We start from the raw sequence: 18,102 nt of genomic DNA, 5'->3' as shown, positions 1-18,102 counted from the left end.
CGCGCCTCACTCCGGGCGCGGCTGTGGGGGAGTGACGGTGCCCAAGCGTCGCCCGAGTTGGTGGCGTGCGGCGGAGGGGCGGGGTGTGGCGGCGGCGGCCGGTTCGGTGAAGGTGCTGAATGCTGTCAGGAGGGGCCCGTCCAGGGTTTCCCGGTCGACGGCGGCGCCGATCAGCTCGCTGACGGCTGTCAGGGTGGCGAGCAGCGGGCTCGTCCCGGGCTGATCGGACAGCAGGCGCTCGACACGGGGCAGCAAGAGGTCGGGGCCCGCAGCGGTGGCGGTGCGGCCCGGCTCGAACTGCTCGAGCAGCCGGCCGTCGGACAGGCGGCGGGCGATGTTCATGCCGTCGCCGCCTTTGACAACTTGGATCACTTCCGTGCCGGCGGACAGCCGGTGCAGCAATGTCGGCAGGAAGGCCACCGGCGCGCGATCCTCGTAGCAGTAGGTCCAGCCGGGAACGGTGCCGAGGCGGAGAAGCGAACCACGCTGATGGGGCGGGTAGACGTCCCCGGTCTGTTCGACGGTCATGACGACAGGCGCCCCGCCACCGAGCCTCTCGGCAACGGTGGCAGGGTCCCGGTCCCGGACGAACGTGAGGCAGAAGCCGGGGTACCAGCTCTCGGTCACCCAGGCCCAGGCGGTGTCCATACGGGCAGGATAACGAGCCGCTGTCGTCAGGCCACGATCGTCACGGTGTACTTGTCGAGGTCGAGCAGCCGTACGGCCTGGGTGAAGCGACCGAGCTCGCCGCCGGCGGCCTCGTTGTCCGCCAGGGTGACGTGGCCGCGGACGCATTTCTCGGTGTAGTTCACCGGCTTGGCGGCGTTGGCCTCGTAGACGACCCACTGCCCGTCCTCGAGGATGGGGGCGATGTCGGCACACAGGGCGCCCGCCGTTCCGCCCTCGTAGCTCTTGGCGAAGGGGAACTCGTCGCAGGAGTCGTCGGCCACCGGCGGGTCCGGCAGCTTGACGAAGGTGCCATCCTCGCACGTCCTGGCCCGGTTGGCGTTGGCGGCGGAGTCGCTGGCGAGCCGGCGCAGGGGCGTGCCCGAGCCCCAGCCGTCCGGCAGGTAGAGCTGGGCCCAGAGGTAGGTGATGGCGGCGGCCTTGTACGTGCCCGCCGACAGTTGCAGGTCGGGCCGGGCGCCGGGGTAGACGCAGCCGGCATAGGCACTCACGGCGTTGTCGCAGCGGATGTCGGTCACACCGTCCCACGCGGCGGTGGGCTGCGCGGGGATAGCGTTGGGCACGGTGATGAAGGCGTTGTAGCGCAGCCGGGTGGCGTCCTGCGCGCCCTTGGCGAGCGTCTCGGAGTAGGAGACGGTGCCGGTCTTGGACTGGCCCTTGCTCAGCAGGGCCGCGCCGGTCCAGGGGGCCGCCTTCGTCGTGGTGCAGGCGGAGGTGCAGGACGCGGTCAGGCTCACGGCGACCTGGGTGACCGACCCGGTCGTATTGGCCACCGTGGCGGTGGTCTGCTCGTCGATGACGGACTTCGTCGCGCTGAGCGTCACGCTGTTGACGAAGTTCAGGGTCGCGGTCCCGACCACGCCGCCCCGGGCTCCGCGGCCTGCGCGGCGGGTGGTGAGAGGACGACTGTCGCTGTCGCCACGACGGTCAATGACAGCGCGAGGGTGCGGATGCGGTGCTTGAACAACGCGATCCCTTTCCGTTCGGCGGCACGCGCGAGGGCATCACCCGGGAACGGATGGCAGCAGCCGACAGACAGACCGATGAACCCCCGTGCCGCAGACATTAACAGTCATCAATTGATAACGGAATGCGGGACAGGGCGGGGTCAGTGGTCGGCGCCGCCGGGGGTCGGGCCGGTCGACCAGCGCTGCTCGATGCGGCCGAAGCGCCAGACCGCCAGGGCGATCAGCCAGGACACGACGAAGAGGGCCACGATGCCGTACCCGGCGTAGTCGAGGGGGATCGAGCCGATCGCGGCGAGCGGGCCGGTGGTGATGTGGGCCTGGTCGTCGAGGACGCCGATCAGTTCGACGGTTCCTATGATCAGCGCCACCGCGACGGAGATGGAGGTGATGGTGATGTTGTAGAAGACCTTGCGGACCGGCTGGGCGAAGGCCCACCCGTACGCGGCGTTCATGAACACCCCGTCGACGGTGTCCAGCAGGCACATGCCCGCCGCGAAGAGGATCGGCAGCACCAGGATCGAGTAGAACGGCAGGTTGAACGCGGCCGCGCCGCCCGCCAGGACGAGCAGGCCGACCTCGGTGGCGGTGTCGAAGCCCAGCCCGAAGAGCACGCCGATCGGATAGATGTGCCACGGCTTGCGGACCGACCGGGTCAGGCCGCCGAGGATGCGGTTCATGAAGCCGCGCTTGTTGAGCTGGTCCTCGAGCTCCTGCTCGTCGAAGTGGCCGCAGCGCATGGCGCGGAAGACGCGGATGATGCCGAGCAGCACGACGAGGTTGAGGATGCCGAGGATCCACAGGAAGGCGCCGGAGACCGAGGCGCCGATGACGCCGGTGACCGAGTGCAGCTCGGAGCCCTGCGAGGAGACCTGGCCGGCCAGGGCCTTGACGCCGATCGAGAGCAGGAAGGCCAGCGCGAACACGATGGTGGAGTGGCCGAGGGAGAACCAGAAGCCGACCGACAGCGGCTTGCGCTCGTTCTCCTGCATGAGCTTGCGGGTGGTGTTGTCGACCGCGGCGATGTGGTCGGCGTCGAAGGCGTGGCGCATCCCGAACGTGTAGGCGAGCACGCCCACGCCGACGGTGAAGACGGGGTGGTCGCCGCCGAGGTGGAAGTGCTTCGGCGCGACCAGCCCGATCAGCACGGCGAACCCGGCGACGTGCAGGAGCACGATGAAGCCGGCCATCCCGGCCAGTGAGCGCCGGTCGCCGGGCGTCAAGGTGCGCCGGAAGCGGGACAAACGAGTGTCGACCATGGCCGGCCTTCCTGCGAAAAGCTGTATCAGCCAGCAAGCTACGGCTGTTGCCAAGGTCTGGCAACTGCCAAGTGATCTTCACCTCTCGACCCGTCCGGCCGACCCTGTTAACTTCTTGCCAGGTTGTGGCAACAGCCGCGCTGGGGCAGGAGAGCAGGGGATTCGTGTGTCCGAGGCCTACATCCTCGGGGTGGCCGCCCGCCGCCGGCAGACCACACTCTGGCTCACCGTGCTCGGCGCGGGACTGGTCCTGACGATCGTCGTCGCCGTCGGCTCCGGCGCCGTGGGCATCGCGCCGGCGACCGTGGCGCAAGTCATCGCCCACCACGTCACCGGCTGGCCGGGCGAGGTGACGTGGGACCTCCCGCAGGACGCGATCGTGTGGAAGGTGCGGCTGCCGCGCGTGCTGCTGGGCGTACTCGTGGGGGCCGGGCTAGCCATCTGCGGCGTGGCGCTGCAGGCGATGGTCCGCAACGTCCTGGCCGACCCCTACCTGCTGGGCATCAACTCCGGCGCCTCGAGCGGGGCCGCCGCGGCGATCCTGTTCGGCTTCGGCGCCGGGTTCGGGGAGCACGCCCTGCCGTTCAGCGCGTTCCTCGGGGCGCTGGTCGCGTCGCTGCTGGTGTTCCTGATCGCGCGCAGCGGCGGCCGGGTGACCTCCATGCGCATGCTGCTGTCCGGGGTGGCCGTCGGCTACGCGCTCTACGCGGCGACCAGCTTCCTCATCTTCGCGTCCGGCTCGGCCGAGGGCGCCCGGTCGGTGATGTTCTGGCTGCTCGGCTCGCTGGGCCTGGCCCGCTGGGACGCGCCCCTGGCCGTGGTCGCGGTCATCGTCGTGGCGACCATTGCGTTGCTGACCTTCGGCGGCCGCCGCCTGGACGCGCTGTCGATCGGCGACGAGACCGCGCACACGCTGGGCGTCTCGCCCGACCGGTTCCGCATGCGGCTGCTGGTGCTCGTCTCGCTCTGCGTGGGCGTGCTGGTCTCCGCCTCGGGCAGCATCGGCTTCGTCGGGCTGGTCGTGCCGCACCTGGCCCGGCGCATGGTCGGCTCGGCCCACGTGCGCGTGGTCCCGGTCGCGGCGCTGCTCGGCGCGATCCTGCTGGTCTGGGCCGACGTCATCGCCCGGGTGCTGCTTGCGCCGCAGGAGATCCCGATCGGCATCATCACGTCCCTGCTCGGGGCGCCCTTCCTGTTGATTTTGATCCGCCGCCTGCACGGAAGCTCCGGAGGACAGTGATGAAGAAGGCGTTCCTCGCCATGGTATTGCTCGTGGCCGGCTGTGGCGGAGGCGAGACCGCCGCTGCGCAGACGGAACCGGTGACTGTGACCAATTGCGGCGCCGAAGTGACGTTCGAGAAGGCGCCGCAGCGCATCGTCATGCTCAAGAGCGCCGCGGTGCCGTACCTGCACGATCTGGGGGTCATGGACCGCGTGACCGCGCGCGCCGGCCAGTACCCGAAGGACTATTACGACGCCGCGACGCTTGCCGAGCTGGACAAGGTGCCGCTGCTCACCGACAAGACCGACACCCGCGGGCATCTGCAGATCTCCAAGGAGGTCGTGATCAGCCAGCAGCCCGACCTGGTGCTCGGGGAGGTCGACAACCTCTCGCGCGACACCCTGTCGGCCGTCGACATCCCGCTGCTGGAGGAGCCGGCGCTGTGCGACACGACCGGCGCCAAGCCCACGTTCGACGACATCTACGCCCAGATGACCATGTACGGCAAGGTGTTCAGCCGGGGCGAGCAGGCCACGGCGGCGATCGACGCACTCAAGCAGCGCGTGTCGACGATCACGGCGAAGATCGGCAAGACGGCCGCGGTGCTCTATCCGACGGTCGGCGGGGGCGTCACGTACGCGTACGGGAATCAGAGCATGGCCGACCCGCAGCTGAAGGCCGCCGGGCTGACCAATGTGTTCGCCGACACCGAAGAGCGCGTCTTCGAGGTGACCACCGAGGAGCTTCTCGGGCGCAACCCCGACATCCTCATCCTGCTCTACAGCGACGGCGACCCGAAGGCCGTCGAGCAGGCCGTCACCGGGCTGCCGGGCGCGGAGAACCTCACCGCCGTCAAGAACGGCGACGTGATGCCGCAGTTGTTCAACTTCACCGAGCCGCCGAGCCCGCTGGCGGTCACCGGTCTCGAGCGCATCGTGCAGCGGTTCGGCCAGTGATCTCCGCGCGGGGCGTCTCCTGGCGCTACGGCGACAACCCCGTCATCGACGGTGTCGACGTGCAAGCGCGCCCGGACCGGGTGCTCGGGCTGATCGGCCCGAACGGCAGCGGCAAGACCACGCTGCTGCGCCTGCTCTACGGCGCCCTGCGCAGCCGCACCGGCCAGGTCACCGTCGACGGGGACGAGCTCCGGTCGCTGCCGCCCCGGGAGTCGGCCCGCCGGCTCGCCGTGGTCGTGCAGGAGACCGGCGGCGAGACGGCGCTGACTGTCGCCGAGATGGTGCTGCTGGGGCGTACCCCGCATCTGTCGACCTTTCAGCGGGCCTCGGCGGCCGACCACGCGATCGCCGAGCGCTGCCTCACCCGGGTCGGCGCGGCGCACCTCGGATCCCGGCCGTTCGCGGCCCTGTCCGGCGGCGAGCGGCAGCGCGTCCTCATCGCCCGCGCCCTGGCCCAGGAGGCGACCCACCTGTTGCTGGACGAGCCGACCAACCACCTCGACATCCGCTACCAGCACGAGGTGCTGCAGCTCGTCGGTCAGCTGGAGACCTCGGCCGTCGTCGTGCTGCACGACCTCAACCTCGCCGCCCGTTACTGCGACGACCTCGTGCTGCTCGGCAACGGGGGAGTGGTGGCGGCCGGGACGACCGATGAGGTGCTCGACCCGGCGATCCTCGAGCCCGTCTACGGCATCGGCATCCAGCGCCTTGATCTGGAAGGCGACATCCATCTGTTGTTCCACCCCGTGAAGGACCCGGCATGAGCGTTCAGGACCGCATCAACCAGTACTGGACCGGGCGCGCGCCGGCCTACGACGACTACCAGCAGCGCCCGGAACGGGTCGAGCTCGACCGGCAGATCTGGTCCAAGGTGTGGGCTGCGGCGCTGCCCGCCGGCTCGGCCGACATCCTCGACGTCGGCACCGGCAGCGGGCAGGTGGCGAACGTCATCGCGGGCCTCGGCCACCGCGTCACCGGCATCGACCTGGCCGAGGGCATGCTCGACCGGGCCCGAGAGCACGGTGGCCCGGCGGTGTTCCTGCGCGGCGACGCCGTCAGCCCCGACTTCCCGCCCGCGAGCTTCGACGCCGTGGTCAACCGCTATGTGATGTGGACGCTGCGCGAGCCGGACGTCGCCGTGGCCAACTGGATCCGGCTGCTGCGCCCGGGCGGCACGATCGCCGTGGCCGACAGCGTCTGGTTCGGCAACGGGCAGGACAGCAGCTTCTACGACGAGCGGATCCACGCCGCGCTGCCGCTGGCCAAGGCGACCTCGATCGAGCAGACCGCCGCCGTGCTCCGCGACGCGGGCCTGCGCGACGTCACCGTCACGCCGCTGACCGAGGTGCTCGAGCTCGACCGGGACCACGGTGTCGCCCCCGGCCACGAGGTCCAGATGCAGTATCTGATCACCGGCCGCCGCTGAAGCCGACGCTTCAGCGGCCGTGCCGCACGTCGTTGGGCGGGTTGTCGCGTACGTAATCGTCGAGCTTGTCCTCGCGGATCGCGGCGAACAGATCGCGGGAGCGGGAGGCGTCGGGCACCATCACCGAGCCCACGCCGGGGACGTCCCGGTTCTCCGCGATGGGCAGGGTCATGAAGGTCATGTCCTCCGCCCGCAGGCCGCGCAGCGTGAACGCCAGGCGTTGCACCGGCATGTGACGGTCCACCGTGAGCATGCCGGCCGCGGTACGGACCAGCCGGTCCAGGCCGCGCGGGTCGGTGAGCATGTTCCGGGCGGCGATCTTCTCGGCCAGGGCCCGCAGGTACTGCTGGTGCCGCTGGGACCGGTCGATGTCGTCGTTGGGCAGGCCCCGCCGCTGACGTACGTAATAGAGGGCCAGCTGGCCGTCGAGGTGCTGCTTGCCGGCCGCGAAGGCGACGCAGCGGCGCGAGCGGCCCTGCGGGTCGGTGCAGGGCGCCGACGGGTACGGGCTGTCGTCGGGCAGGAAACGGTAGGTGTCGACGGTCGGCTTGTCGATGGTGACGTCGACGCCGCCGACCAGGTCGGTGAGCTTGCGGATGCCGGTGAAGTCCACGAGCACCGGCCAGTCGATCTTGATGTCACCGTACTGGTTCAGGGTTCGCACGAGCCGTGGCACGCCGCCCCAGGCGTACGCCGCGTTGATCTTGTTGCGTGCGCCCCGGCCGCCGTCGGCGGTGGCGATCGGCACGTACGTGTCACGGGGGATCGAGATCACGTACGCCTTGTCCGTGGACTTCGGAATGTGGACGAGGATGACGACGTCGCTGCGCCCGGCGCCCGGATCGTCCTTGGCGCGGCTGTCGGAGCCGACGATCAGCAGGTTCATCGGGCCGCTCACCTTAGGCGGCTCGGCCGGGCTGCTGGGGCCCGGGGATGCCGGAAGCGCGGCGGGCAACAGGTCGGCGCGGGTGACCGCATCGTCGTAGCGATGCGAGAGCAGCCGGGTGCCGACGACCGCGGCGGCCGATCCGGCGACGCACAGGGCGAGCGTGACGCCGAGCACGATCCGCAGACGACGAGACTTGGCCATCGCTCACACCCCCACGAAACGGTAGCCGCGATCGATCAGGACGGGAAGGTAGTTCCGCAACGCCCGTACGGTCTGCGACCGGTCGCCGCCGCCGTCGTGGTTGAGCACTATGGACCGATGGCCCACCTGGTGCAGGACCCGCGAGCGGATCCGGTCGGAGCCCGGGTTGTCCCAGTCGCGCGGGTCGACGTCCCAGGCGACCGAGGTCTGGCCGAGCGCCGCGCACACTTTGAACGCCGTGGGCGACCAGCTTCCGTACGGCGCCCGGAAGAGATGCGGGATGGGTCCGAGCGTCGCGGCGACGGTGTCCACGGCACGACCGATCTCGGTCCGGGCGCGTCCGGCGGGCATCCGGCTGACGTCTTGGTGGGACCAGGTGTGCGTACCGACGGCATGTCCCTCGCCGGCGATGGACTTGACGAGATCGGGGAAGTCGTGCGCCTGCTGCCCGATCACGAAGAACGTGGCCTTGATGTGGTGCTTCCGCAGGATGTGGAGCACCTGGGGCGTGTACGCGGGGTCGGGCCCGTCGTCGAAGGTGAGCGCCACGGCCTTCGCGCCCTTCGGCACCGCGGCGGCCGGTACGACGTACAGCGGCTTGCTCTGGACCGCGATGGGCGGCAGCCCGGCCGGTGTGGGTGACGGCGGCGGCACCGACGGCACCGGTGAGGGTGGCGGCGTCGCCGGGGCCGGGGCCGAGCCGGTCGGCTTCGGGGGCGTCCCGGCGCACGCGCTGACCACAGTGAGCCCGCCCAGAGTGAGGAGCGCCCGCCGGCCGCCGGACCAGAGTTGTTGCGTCATTCCTTCATCACCTCCGGCTCCGCCCGGGCGCGGAGTCGGGGTGAAGTCTGATGAGAAGGTTGTCAGGAACCTGTGAAGCGCCCGCTGATCCGGAGATGTCTCACAATCGGCCGGTCGATGCAACCCACGTGGAGTAGGTGACACTTCCTGGCACCTATGGCTGCGAACCTTGCCTCAGCAACCGAGAGCACAAGGAGTCAGCACCATGGCGATCACCATCAACACCCACCTGAACTTCCGCGGCGAGGCCCGGGCGGCGCTGGAGTTCTACCGGTCCGTGTTCGGCGGCCACCTCACGCTCGTCGCCTACAGCGACTTCGGCCTGCCGAAGGACCAGCCCGGCGCCGACCAGATCGTCTTCGGCCAGGTCACCGCGGACAACGGCTTCACCATCCTGGCGTACGACGTCCCGGCGCACGCTGTCCCGGCGGCCCCGCTGACGCCCACGACCCGGGAGCACGGCATGACGCTGACCGGCGAGCGGTTCTTCGTCGCCGTGGGCGGGGAGTCCGCCGAGGAGATCAGCGCGCTGTGGGACAAGCTCGCCGACGGCGCCGAGATCGTGGAGAAGTTCGGCCCGTCGCCGTTCAGCCCCGGCTTCGGGATGCTCACCGACCGCTTCGGTGTCACCTGGATCCTGCAGGTGAACGCCGCCCACGCGGGCTGATCCGCGCCCGTCGTCGGGCGCGGATCGCGGCTGCGTCAGAAACCCGGGAAGGCGGCCCGCAGCTGGTCGAGGGTGACGTTGCCGGTCACCTCGACGCCGGCCGGCGTGTACCGCGCGGCGAGCCGGCCGTAGAGCAGCCGGAGCGCGGACTCCAGCGGCCCGGTGAAGGTCGCGGTGGGCGCCGGGGCGTCGGTGGCGAGGGCGGCCCGGTCGGCGAGGACGATGCTGTAGGGCGTGCCGGCCACGGCGACCACGGCCGGCTCGCCGGCTTCGGCGGGCTTGCCGATGAAGCCCAGCAGGAAGCCCAGCCCGCCGCTCAGGTGCTCGGCCAGCAGGGTGGTGGCGGGCTCGGCGAGGGCGGCGGCCGGGTCGAGGCCGGCGCGGACGTCCCAGCCGTGCGGGGCGACCTCGCTCAGCCGCAGGCCGGCGAAGGAGGCCAGCGGGACCGGCTCGGGCAGGAAGGTGGTCACCTTGAGCTCGTCGTGGCGGCTCTCGGGGATCGCCTCGAACGCGGCGACCAGGGCGGCGTTCGACTCCTGCCAGCCGGTGGCCTGCTCCTGGGGGCTCAGGGCGTTCCAGCGGTCCCAGACGCTCTGGTTGAAGTCGGGGCCCGGCGTCTCGGCCTCGCCGAGGGCGGCGCGGAGACCGGCGAGCTGGATCTCGGCGCCGCTGCCGAGGTGGGAGAGCACGTCGGCGACGGTCCACTCGGTGGCGCCGGACGGTCCGGTGATCTGCTCGGGGGTGAGGGCCTCGGTGGTGGCCACCAGGGCGTCGTGCTCGCTGCGCAGGGCGGCGATCGTACGGCCGGCTGTTGTCGTCATGGGCAGAGCCTAGAGGGATTTCATCCCGGCGATCCGGCTACCTCGGGGCGGACGGTCGCCTATCGTCCATCGCATGGGGCGGGCCGACAGGCGTTCGGCGCGGACCGTCGAGTGGCTGCGCGGCAACCCCTCGCTGGAGGAGCTGGCCGAGGCCTATCCCGACGTGTGGGCGCAGGCGCGGCGTGACGTGGAGCAGGTGCTCGGCCGGGACGACGAGGACGAGATCCGGGAGTACATCAGCCGGGTGTCGCGGCCACAGGCGCCGTCGCGGGGCCGGTCGTCGTCGCTGAGCGAGCGGCTCCACCGGGAGATCCGCCGCCAGATGACCGTTCACCTGCTCAAGCAGGCGATCCTCAGCGCCTCCACGGGCGTGCGGGAGGGGCGGGTCCGGTTCAACCTCGTCGCCGGGCTGGTGGCGCAGCGGCTGCTCTTCCGGCGCGGGCTGGAGCGGAAACCCGTACCGTTGAGGGCCTTTCGCGCCGTGTGGCCGTTGCTGCGCGGTCAGCGGCGGCTGCTGATGCCGCTCGTGCAGCCGCGGGGGATCTGGTGTTTCTACTCGCGTCCGCTCATCACCCGGCTCGCCGCGCTCATCGGGGACCGGTCGTGCCTGGAGATCGCCGCCGGGGACGGGACGCTGTCGCGCTTCCTCGCCGAGGCCGGGGTCCGCATCACCGCCACCGACGACCACAGCTGGAGTGACAGCATCACCTTCCCGGAATCCGTGCTGTGCGAGGACGCCCGCACGGCCCTGCGCAAGCACCGGCCGCAGGTGGTCGTCTGCTCGTGGCCGCCCGCCGGCAATCCCTTCGAGCAGTACGTATTCACCACGCCCGGCGTCGAGCACTACATCGTCATCGGCTCCCGGCACGAGGCGGCGACCGGGAACTGGGCGGCCTATCGCGACCAGTCGGACTTCACTTTCGCCGAGGACGTCACGCTCAGCCGGCTGGTGCTGCCGCCGGAGGTCGATCACGCGGTGTACGTGTTCTCCCGTAACGGATCTTAATTGATGTTTTTCAACTCTTGATTCGGCAACGATCTTGCCCGAAAATTGCCCGGGAACGTGGATGAGCCGTGGCGGCGGCTTGTGGACCGGGGAGATCTGTAAAGTTTATGAACCGTCCGCCGTGGCAGGGCAGGATCACTTTCACCTACACCCGGATCATCGCCGGAGGTGCCGCCCTCACCGTTGCCGTAATGGCAATACTGATCGGCTCGTGGGAGGATGGCGCGCCGCAAAGTGCCGCCCTGCCCGTGGTGGAGCCGACGGTGAATCTCAGCACCGAACCGGTCGTGCCGGTGCCCATTGTCACGACCACGGAGCCCGCGCCGGCGGGGGCCTGGTCGGACGAGGGCAGCCGCCCGCTCCCGGTCTCCCGGACGAGCCCGGCGGCCCGGACGAGCGCGCCCGGCCCCCGGTCGTCAAGGCCGTCGCCGACGCCGTCCCCGGTGCGGCTGGACACCAGGATCAGCCTGGTCGCGGAGCCCGCCGACGGGGTGCCGGTGCTGCTCCGGCACCGTGACTTCCGGCTCCGGCTGGACCCGGTGAGCACCCGCAGCGATGCCCTCAGCCGGGCCGACGCGACCTTCGTGCTCCGCCGCGGACTCGCCGACGCGAAATGCTTCTCTCTGGAATCGATCAATTATCCGGGCTTCTTCGTGCGCCATCGGCATTTCCGCATCCTGCTGACCCGGCCCGACGGGGCGGCCGACGCGACTTTCTGCCCGGAGCCGGCCGGGGCGACGGGACGGCTGTCGCTGCGTTCGGTCAACTATCCGGACCGGCGGATCGCGGCCTCCGGCGACGAGCTGATGCTGGCCGCTGTTTCGGCGGGCGGAGCGCAGCGATTCCGGATGACGTCGCCCGTGGCGCCGTGACGCCGCTCGGAGAAGGGAGCGAGGGAAAGACGAATCCGGACGTGGTGAACGCGAGAATCGACGTGCCCGGAAACGGCCGGGAAACCGTACTCCGATGGGTCCGGGTCCTGCATCTCGGCAACGGCAACGACGCGGTGTGGCGCACGCTGACCCACGATCTGCGGCTTACCGTCGCCCAGCACTATCTGATGGCGCTCGGCCGGACCGGCGACGACGCGGCGGCGGCCTGGCTGGCCACGGGCGATCCGGCGGACGAGGGCTTCCGCTACATGGTCGACCGGCAGTGCGCGGCGTGGCGGGCGGAGCTCGTACCCCTGATCCACGCGGCGGAGATCGTCGGGAGCGCGCCGGTCGGCGCGGACCTGGAGTCGGTCGTCGTCGCCAGCGCCCGGGTGTCGCGGCACAGCGCGCGCGAGCAGGCCACCTTCACGTTCATGCTGCAGCACGGCCCGCAGGCGACCGCCGTGGCTGCCGTCGGCAACTGGCTGCCGCTGCCGGGCTGGCCGCCCGAGCGCTGGACCCTCCCGCACACTTGAGCCATGACTGTGGTCGGAATGGTGAGCCCGGGCTACATGGGCGCCGGGCTGGGCAGTGCGCTGCGGGCGGGCGGCGCGCGGGTGGTGACGACGCTGACGGGCCGGTCCGACCGGTCCCGGAGGCTGGCCGCGGAGGCCGGGCTCGAGGTGCTGCCCGCACTGGAGGACGTGACGGCCGCCGCCGACGTGGTGCTGTCCGTCGTCCCGCCTGGTCAAGCTCTCGCCACCGCGCGATCGCTGGCCGACGCCGTGCGCGCCACTCGGGCCGATCCGCTGATCGCTGACCTCAACGCCGTGGCGCCGGGGACGATGCGGGACATCGCGGCGATCCTCGACGGGGTGGTCGACGGCTCGATCTCGGGGCCGCCGCCGACCGCGACCCCCGGCGCCCGCGTCTACCTCAGCGGCGACCGGGCCGAGGAGGTCGCCGGGCTGCCGTGGGACGGCCAGGTCGAGCCGATCGTCCTGGCCGGCGCGGTGGGTACGGCCAGCGCCCTCAAGATGTGCACGGCCGGCGTGTACAAGGGGCTGACCGCCCTCGTCACCCAGGCGATGCGGACGGCCGGGCACTACGGTGTCCTCGACGCGGTGCTGGCCGATCTGGCGCGGGCGGGCCTGGACAACTCCGCGAGCGTGCCGCGCGCCGCGACCAAGGCCCACCGGTTCGTCGACGAGATGCGTGAGATCGCGGCCGCCCAGGCGGGGGCGGGACTGACTCCGGCCCTCTTCGAGGCGATGGCCGAGGTCTACGCGGACGTGGCGACCACACCCCTGGCGCAGGGCGACCCGGAGACCGCCGCGAGCCTCACCCCCGCGGCGACCGTGGCCCGCCTCCGGTTTCAGAATGCCTGGTAGCGGTACATACAGGGGCATGTCGCTCGACCACAGCCAGGCGCCCTTCCTCGACGCCGTCGCGGCCTACCACCGCGAGGACCGGTACGGTTTCACGCCGCCGGGCCACCGGCTGGGCCGCGGCGCCGACCCCAGGGCCCGCTACATCCTCGGCGCCACCACGTACCGGGCGGACCTGCTGGCCGCGAGCGGGGTCGACGACCGGTCCTCCTCGCACGGCTATCTGAGCGCGGCCGAGGAGCTGATGGCCGACGCCGTCGGGTCCGGGCAGGCGTTCTTCTCGACGGCCGGCAGCTCGCTGTCGGTCAAGGCCGCGATGCTCGCCGTCGCCGGGGACCGGGGCGAGCTGCTGATCGGCCGGGACGCCCACAAGTCGATCGTCGCCGGGCTCGTCTTCACCGGCGTCGAGCCGCGCTGGGTCGACGTGCGCTACGACGACAAGCTGCACCTGGCCCACCCGCCGTCGCCGGGGCAGCTCGAGGAGGCCTGGCAGCGGCATCCGGACGCGGCGGGCGCGCTGATCGTGAGCCCGACGCCCTACGGCACCTGCGCCGACATCGAGGGCCTGGCCGAGGTGTGCCACCGCCGGGGCAAGCCGCTGATCGTGGACGAGGCCTGGGGCGCGCACCTGCCCTTCCACGAGGACCTGCCGACGTGGGCCATGGACGCCGGCGCCGACATCTGCGTGGTCAGCGTGCACAAGATGGGCGCCGGCTTCGAGCAGGGCTCGGTGCTGCACTCGCAGGGCGACCTGGTCGACCCGGTCCATCTGGCCGCCTGCGCCGACCTGCTGATGACCACCAGCCCCAACACCATGGTGTACGCCGCCCTCGACGCGTGGCGCCGCCAGATGGTCGAGCACGGGCACGAACTGCTCGCCGCCGCGCTGGGCGTGGCCCGCGAGACACGCGCCGCCATCCGGGGCATCCCCGGGCTGCACGTGGTCCAGGACGAGCTGGTCGCCGTCGAGGCCGGCCACGACCTCGACGAGCTGCAGGTGCTCATCGACGTCAGCGGCCTGGACATCAACGGCTACCAGGCCGCCGACTGGCTGCGCGAGCACCGGCGCATCGACATGGGCCTCTCCGACCACCGCCGGATCCTGGCGACCATGTCGATGGCGGACGACGCCGGCACCGCGCACCGCCTGCTCGACGGGCTGCGCGCCCTGACCGCCGCCCCGGGCCTGCCCCGGGCCAGGCATGTCGACCTGCCGCCGCCCGGCCAGTTCGACATCGAGCCGGTCGTGTCGCCCCGCGAGGCCTTCTTCGGCCGGACCGAGAACGTGCCCGTCGACCAGGCCGCCGGACGGGTCTGCGCCGAGCAGATCACCCCGTACCCGCCCGGCATCCCCGCCCTGATCCCGGGCGAGCGGATCAGCGAGGAGATCCTCGACTACCTGCGCACCGGACTGGCGGCGGGCATGGTCCTGCCGGACCCCGCGGACAAGAAGCTGGAGACCGTACGCGTCACCATCGAAGGGTGATGACCGCCGGCGGCGAGGTTCTCCATGCAGTTGTTCGTCGTGGTGTGGCGGGACGAACGGTGGGTCGTCGTGGCCCTGGAGCACGCGCGTCTGCTGTCCCTGGAGCTCATGGCGGCCCTGGAGAACCTCGCCGGGTCGCGTCAGCCGATGCGGACCTCGCCCTGGTTGAGGACGCGGGGGTGGAAGTAGGCCGCCTGGATCTCGGCGTTGGTGTTGTTGCCGCGCAGTTGCTCGGACCAGATCATGAAGTACGCCCACCGCGGCTGGCTGGTCAGCAGGCTGTCGTTCGGCGCCTTGCCCAGCTCGGCGATCGCGATCGGCTTACCGGCCGCGATCGACTGGATCTGCTGGTAGTCCGCGGCCGACGGATAGCTCTTGTACCAGGCGTCGAGTGACACCACGTCGGCGTAGGCGCTGCCCGGGTAGTAGGAGGACCAGCCGCCGGCCGGGTTGTCCTGCACGTTCCAGACCCAGATCAGGTTGTCCAGGCCCTGGCTGTCGAAGTAGTCCTTCATCTGCTGGAAGATCTTGGCTCCGCCATTGGCGCCCGGGCGGCCGCCCCACCAGTTCCAGGTCTCGTTCATCTCGTGGAAGGGCCGCCACAGCACCGGCACCCCGGCGTCCTTCAGCTGCTTGAGGTACGGGACCACCTCCGCCATCCGGCTGCGCCACGTCTGGTTGAGCGCGGTGCCGCCGGTGACGATCTGCTGGAACTGGCTGTCCGTGACGCGGGTCTTCACGCCGCCCTCGAACTCGCACGTACGCCCGACCGTGGGGCTGCACGCGTGCCACGTGAGCGCGACCAATGACCCGTTGGCCCACTCGGTCTTCGCCTGGTCGACGACGCGTTGCCTGTTGTTGACGTCATCGGTGCGGAACATCATGTCGCCGCCCCACAGGCCGGGCCACTGGCCGGTGACGTCGTGGACCTGCTGGGTGTACTGGCCGGGGGAGCTCGCCGGCTCCTTGTTGTGCTGGCCGGAGACGATCGACGTGCCGGTGATCGACCTCAGGTAGTTGATGACGGTGGTGCGGTTGGTCGCGGCGAACGCATCGGCGCTCGTGGCCTGGATGACGCCGGCGCCGAGCAGGGCGACTGCGGCGCCGGCGACCCAGACGGGACGGGGGATCTTCACGGGGACTCCTGTTGTCAGGACCGCAGGACCGATGCGAGATCGGTGAGGACCCACGGTGCTTTGACGACACCGGCGTCAAGGGGGACCGGTGCTCGTACACAAAGGGTGGTGCTCTCGCCCGGCAGCAGGGTGACGAAGCCCTGGCTGACCGTGGCGGCGGGGTGGATGCGATCGGGTTGCAGCAGGATGTCGCGGGCCAGTCCGGCGGCGTGCACGTGCACGTCGAGCCCGCCGGGGACGACGTCGGCCGCCACTGTCAGCTGGGGATCGTCCAGCGAGTAGTCGTCGGCGAACCAGAGCGCGCGCACGCCGTCCAGCTCCGCGACAAGGAAGCCTTTCCCCCCGAGGAGAAAGCCTTCTCCTTCGAGAGGGAGGATCGATACCGATCGCGGTTCGACCTCGACCTCCAGGGAAGCGGCTCCGGCGTGCACAATGCCGGTCCACGTCTCGGGAGAGTCGTTCATCACGGCGACGACCAGGCCGCCGTCGCGGGGCTGGATCGTGAGCGCGCGCGGCGCGTAGAGGCGGCGCAGCTCGTGATAGAGCGGCTTGCGGCGGCCGGCGCCGTCGATCGCGGCCCACGACGTCACCGGCCACAGGTCGTTGAGCTGCCACAGGATCGTCCCGGCGGTATGCGGCCAGTGCGAGCGCCAGTGCTCGATGCCGGTCCGCACGGCGCGTACCTGGTTGAGCTGGGTCAGGTAGTGCCACGCCTCGGTGCTGCGCGGCGCCGGGAAGTGCGCGGCCAGACCGCGGGCGAGCTTGCCGTTGCCGTCCTCGGCCTTCTGGTGGTGCAGCACGCCGGGGGAGTCGGGCAGCAGCGGATCGTCGGCGACCGCGTCCCGCAGCGTGCGCCACGCGGGCGGCGCCTGCCAGCCGAACTCGGCCACGAACCGGGGCGTGGAATCGCGATAGTGCAGATAGTCCTGGCGGTTCCAGACCTCCCAGGAATGGAAGGTGCCGGCCTCCGGGGAATTGGGCTCGAGCTCCCACGATCCCGACCACGGGCTGCCCGCCATGTAGGGTCGCGACGGATCGAGCTCGGTCATGATCGCCGGAAGCACGGACAAGTAGTAGTCAGAACCCCAGGTAAGTGAACCGCCGGGTTGCTTGTCCCATCCGGATGCCCGATAGAGCCACAGATTCTCGTTGTTGCCGTTCCACGCGACCAGGCTCGGATGCGACGACAGCCGGACGACGTTCTCCCGCGCCTCCGCGATCACCTCGGAGCGGATCGGCTCCTCCTCGGGATAGCAGGCGCAGGCGAAGAGGAAGTCCTGCCACACCATGAGCCCGAGCTCGTCGCACACCTCGTAGAAGTCGCGGCTCTCGTAGATCCCGCCGCCCCACACCCGAATGAGATTGACGCCCGCCGCTGCCGCCGCCCCGAGTCGTTCCGCATAGCGCTCGCGCGTCATCCGGGACGGGAAAATGTCGTCGGGGATCCAGTTGACGCCCTTGACGAGCACCGGCTCGCCGTTGACGCGGAAGAGGAAAGCGCCGTCCGTCGTGTCGATCTCGACGCTGCGGAAACCGACGCGGCGCTCCCATCGGTCGAGTTCGGTGTCCCCGTCGAGCAGTACGACAGCGATGTCATGAAGCCGCGGCGCACGGGGGTTCCAGGGCTCGATCCCGGGCACCTCGGCGCCCACTTCGCGCCCGTCGAGCAAGACCTTGACCTGCAACTCCCGCTCGTCGGTGCGGTCCAGCGTGGCGTCGACATCGATCAACCCCACCCCGTCCCGGTACGTCGTGAGCGCGCGCACCTCACGCAAGCGCGCCGTGCTCCACCCCTCGAGCCGCACCGGCCGCCAAATGCCGGACGTCACGAGCGTGGGCCCCCAGTCCCAGCCGAAACTGCACGCCATCTTCCGGATGAAGTTGAACGGCTCGGGATAGGCGTTGGGCCGCTCGCCGAGCTCCGCGCGCACCCGCTCCGCCTCGGTGTAGGCCGACGTGAAATGAACCCGCAACGTCTGCGGCTCGTCGGTTATCAGGGCCGTCACGTCGAAGCGATAACTGCGGTGCATGTTCCGCGTGGACCCGAGTTTCACGTCGCCGAGCCAGATGTCCGCGACCGTGTCGAGTCCCTCGAAGACGAGCTCGATCCGCTCGGGCTTCTCTCCGTCCCACGAGATCTCGCGTTCATAGGTCCAGTCGCGGCGGCCCACCCAGGCGACGGCCTTCTCGTTCTCGCCGAGAAAGGGGTCCACGAGCCGGCCGGCGCTCAGCAGATCGGTGTGGACGCAGCCGGGCACGGTCGCGGGCAGGCTCTCGGAGCCGGATCGCAGCGTCCAGGCGCCGGAAAGGTCGATCACGG

The 18,102-nt window shown here is 70.7% G+C and carries 18 protein-coding genes; 10 read left to right on the top strand and 8 right to left on the bottom strand.

Going from position 1 to position 18,102, the window contains the following annotated elements; translation table 11 throughout:
- Window positions 1-6: 6 nt before the first annotated feature.
- The 3 genes from RAN62_RS32775 to nicT all read right to left on the bottom strand — a co-directional run bounded on the left by RAN62_RS32775 (window position 7) and on the right by nicT (window position 2,911).
- Window positions 7-648 carry a DUF6461 domain-containing protein gene (locus RAN62_RS32775; RefSeq protein WP_305788707.1) on the bottom strand — a complete coding sequence of 214 codons (642 nt, stop codon included), beginning with the start codon at window positions 646-648 and terminating at the stop codon, window positions 7-9.
- 26 nt (window positions 649-674) lie between these two features.
- On the bottom strand, window positions 675-1,547 hold the full coding sequence (locus RAN62_RS32770; RefSeq protein WP_305788706.1) for a hypothetical protein: 873 nt from the start codon (window positions 1,545-1,547) through the stop codon (window positions 675-677).
- Window positions 1,548-1,795: 248 nt separating this feature from the next.
- Entirely contained in the window at window positions 1,796-2,911 is a 1,116-nt protein-coding gene (gene nicT / locus RAN62_RS32765; protein ID WP_305788705.1) for a Nickel transporter NicT, read from the bottom strand.
- 166 nt (window positions 2,912-3,077) lie between these two features.
- Between nicT and RAN62_RS32760 the strand changes: the two genes are divergently transcribed.
- The 4 genes from RAN62_RS32760 (at window position 3,078) to RAN62_RS32745 (ending at window position 6,515) form a co-directional block, all read left to right on the top strand.
- Window positions 3,078-4,151 (top strand): FecCD family ABC transporter permease, encoded by a 1,074-nt coding sequence (locus tag RAN62_RS32760; protein WP_305788704.1) that lies wholly within the window; start codon window positions 3,078-3,080, stop codon window positions 4,149-4,151.
- 80 nt (window positions 4,152-4,231) lie between these two features.
- The gene (locus RAN62_RS32755) at window positions 4,232-5,089 is read left to right on the top strand and encodes an ABC transporter substrate-binding protein (RefSeq protein ID WP_305788703.1); all 858 of its coding nucleotides are present in this window, start codon (window positions 4,232-4,234) and stop codon (window positions 5,087-5,089) included.
- The gene (locus RAN62_RS32750; protein WP_305788702.1) at window positions 5,086-5,853 is read left to right on the top strand and encodes an ABC transporter ATP-binding protein; all 768 of its coding nucleotides are present in this window, start codon (window positions 5,086-5,088) and stop codon (window positions 5,851-5,853) included. Before RAN62_RS32755 ends, RAN62_RS32750 begins: the two co-directional genes overlap by 4 nt.
- Complete coding sequence (locus tag RAN62_RS32745; protein ID WP_305788701.1) at window positions 5,850-6,515, top strand: class I SAM-dependent methyltransferase; 666 nt, start codon at window positions 5,850-5,852, stop codon at window positions 6,513-6,515. Before RAN62_RS32750 ends, RAN62_RS32745 begins: the two co-directional genes overlap by 4 nt.
- A 10-nt stretch (window positions 6,516-6,525) precedes the next feature.
- Here RAN62_RS32745 and RAN62_RS32740 read toward each other — a convergent pair whose 3' ends face one another.
- Together RAN62_RS32740 and RAN62_RS32735 are read right to left on the bottom strand one after the other, a co-directional pair.
- On the bottom strand, window positions 6,526-7,605 hold the full coding sequence (locus RAN62_RS32740; protein ID WP_305788700.1) for an LCP family protein: 1,080 nt from the start codon (window positions 7,603-7,605) through the stop codon (window positions 6,526-6,528).
- 3 nt (window positions 7,606-7,608) lie between these two features.
- Window positions 7,609-8,406, bottom strand: a complete 798-nt coding sequence (locus RAN62_RS32735) for a polysaccharide deacetylase family protein (protein WP_305788699.1) — start codon at window positions 8,404-8,406, stop codon at window positions 7,609-7,611.
- A 205-nt stretch (window positions 8,407-8,611) separates the two neighbouring features.
- Between RAN62_RS32735 and RAN62_RS32730 the strand changes: the two genes are divergently transcribed.
- Window positions 8,612-9,073: a VOC family protein gene (locus tag RAN62_RS32730; RefSeq protein ID WP_305788698.1), complete on the top strand. Its 462-nt coding sequence runs from the start codon at window positions 8,612-8,614 to the stop codon at window positions 9,071-9,073.
- Between the two features lie 35 nt (window positions 9,074-9,108).
- On the opposite strand, the gene RAN62_RS32725 is transcribed toward RAN62_RS32730, so the two are convergent.
- Entirely contained in the window at window positions 9,109-9,894 is a 786-nt protein-coding gene (locus RAN62_RS32725) for a maleylpyruvate isomerase family mycothiol-dependent enzyme (RefSeq protein ID WP_305788697.1), read from the bottom strand.
- Between the two features lie 73 nt (window positions 9,895-9,967).
- On the opposite strand from RAN62_RS32725, the gene RAN62_RS32720 reads away from it, so the two are divergent.
- The 5 genes from RAN62_RS32720 to RAN62_RS32700 all read left to right on the top strand — a co-directional run bounded on the left by RAN62_RS32720 (window position 9,968) and on the right by RAN62_RS32700 (window position 14,646).
- Window positions 9,968-10,900, top strand: coding sequence for a class I SAM-dependent methyltransferase (locus RAN62_RS32720; protein WP_305788696.1), 933 nt, complete (start codon window positions 9,968-9,970; stop codon window positions 10,898-10,900).
- 107 nt (window positions 10,901-11,007) lie between these two features.
- Window positions 11,008-11,772, top strand: coding sequence for an AbfB domain-containing protein (locus tag RAN62_RS32715; protein WP_305788695.1), 765 nt, complete (start codon window positions 11,008-11,010; stop codon window positions 11,770-11,772).
- Between the two features lie 41 nt (window positions 11,773-11,813).
- A complete protein-coding gene (locus tag RAN62_RS32710; protein ID WP_305788694.1) occupies window positions 11,814-12,308 on the top strand; it encodes a hypothetical protein in 495 nt (164 codons plus the stop codon).
- 3 nt (window positions 12,309-12,311) lie between these two features.
- Window positions 12,312-13,163, top strand: coding sequence for an NAD(P)-dependent oxidoreductase (locus RAN62_RS32705; RefSeq protein WP_305788693.1), 852 nt, complete (start codon window positions 12,312-12,314; stop codon window positions 13,161-13,163).
- A 16-nt stretch (window positions 13,164-13,179) separates the two neighbouring features.
- Window positions 13,180-14,646 carry an aminotransferase class I/II-fold pyridoxal phosphate-dependent enzyme gene (locus RAN62_RS32700; RefSeq protein ID WP_305788692.1) on the top strand — a complete coding sequence of 489 codons (1,467 nt, stop codon included), beginning with the start codon at window positions 13,180-13,182 and terminating at the stop codon, window positions 14,644-14,646.
- 140 nt (window positions 14,647-14,786) lie between these two features.
- Here the strand turns inward: RAN62_RS32700 and RAN62_RS32695 are convergent, their stop codons facing one another.
- Both RAN62_RS32695 and RAN62_RS32690 read right to left on the bottom strand, forming a co-directional pair.
- Entirely contained in the window at window positions 14,787-15,782 is a 996-nt protein-coding gene (locus tag RAN62_RS32695; protein ID WP_305788691.1) for a glycoside hydrolase family 26 protein, read from the bottom strand.
- 14 nt (window positions 15,783-15,796) lie between these two features.
- Entirely contained in the window at window positions 15,797-18,100 is a 2,304-nt protein-coding gene (locus RAN62_RS32690) for a glycoside hydrolase family 2 protein (RefSeq protein WP_305788690.1), read from the bottom strand.
- Window positions 18,101-18,102 lie beyond the last annotated feature (2 nt).

Source organism: Symbioplanes lichenis, from assembly GCF_030709675.1.
GTDB classification, from domain to species: Bacteria; Actinomycetota; Actinomycetes; order Mycobacteriales; family Micromonosporaceae; genus Actinoplanes; species Actinoplanes lichenis.
This window is presented reverse-complemented; position numbering and strand designations above follow the sequence as displayed.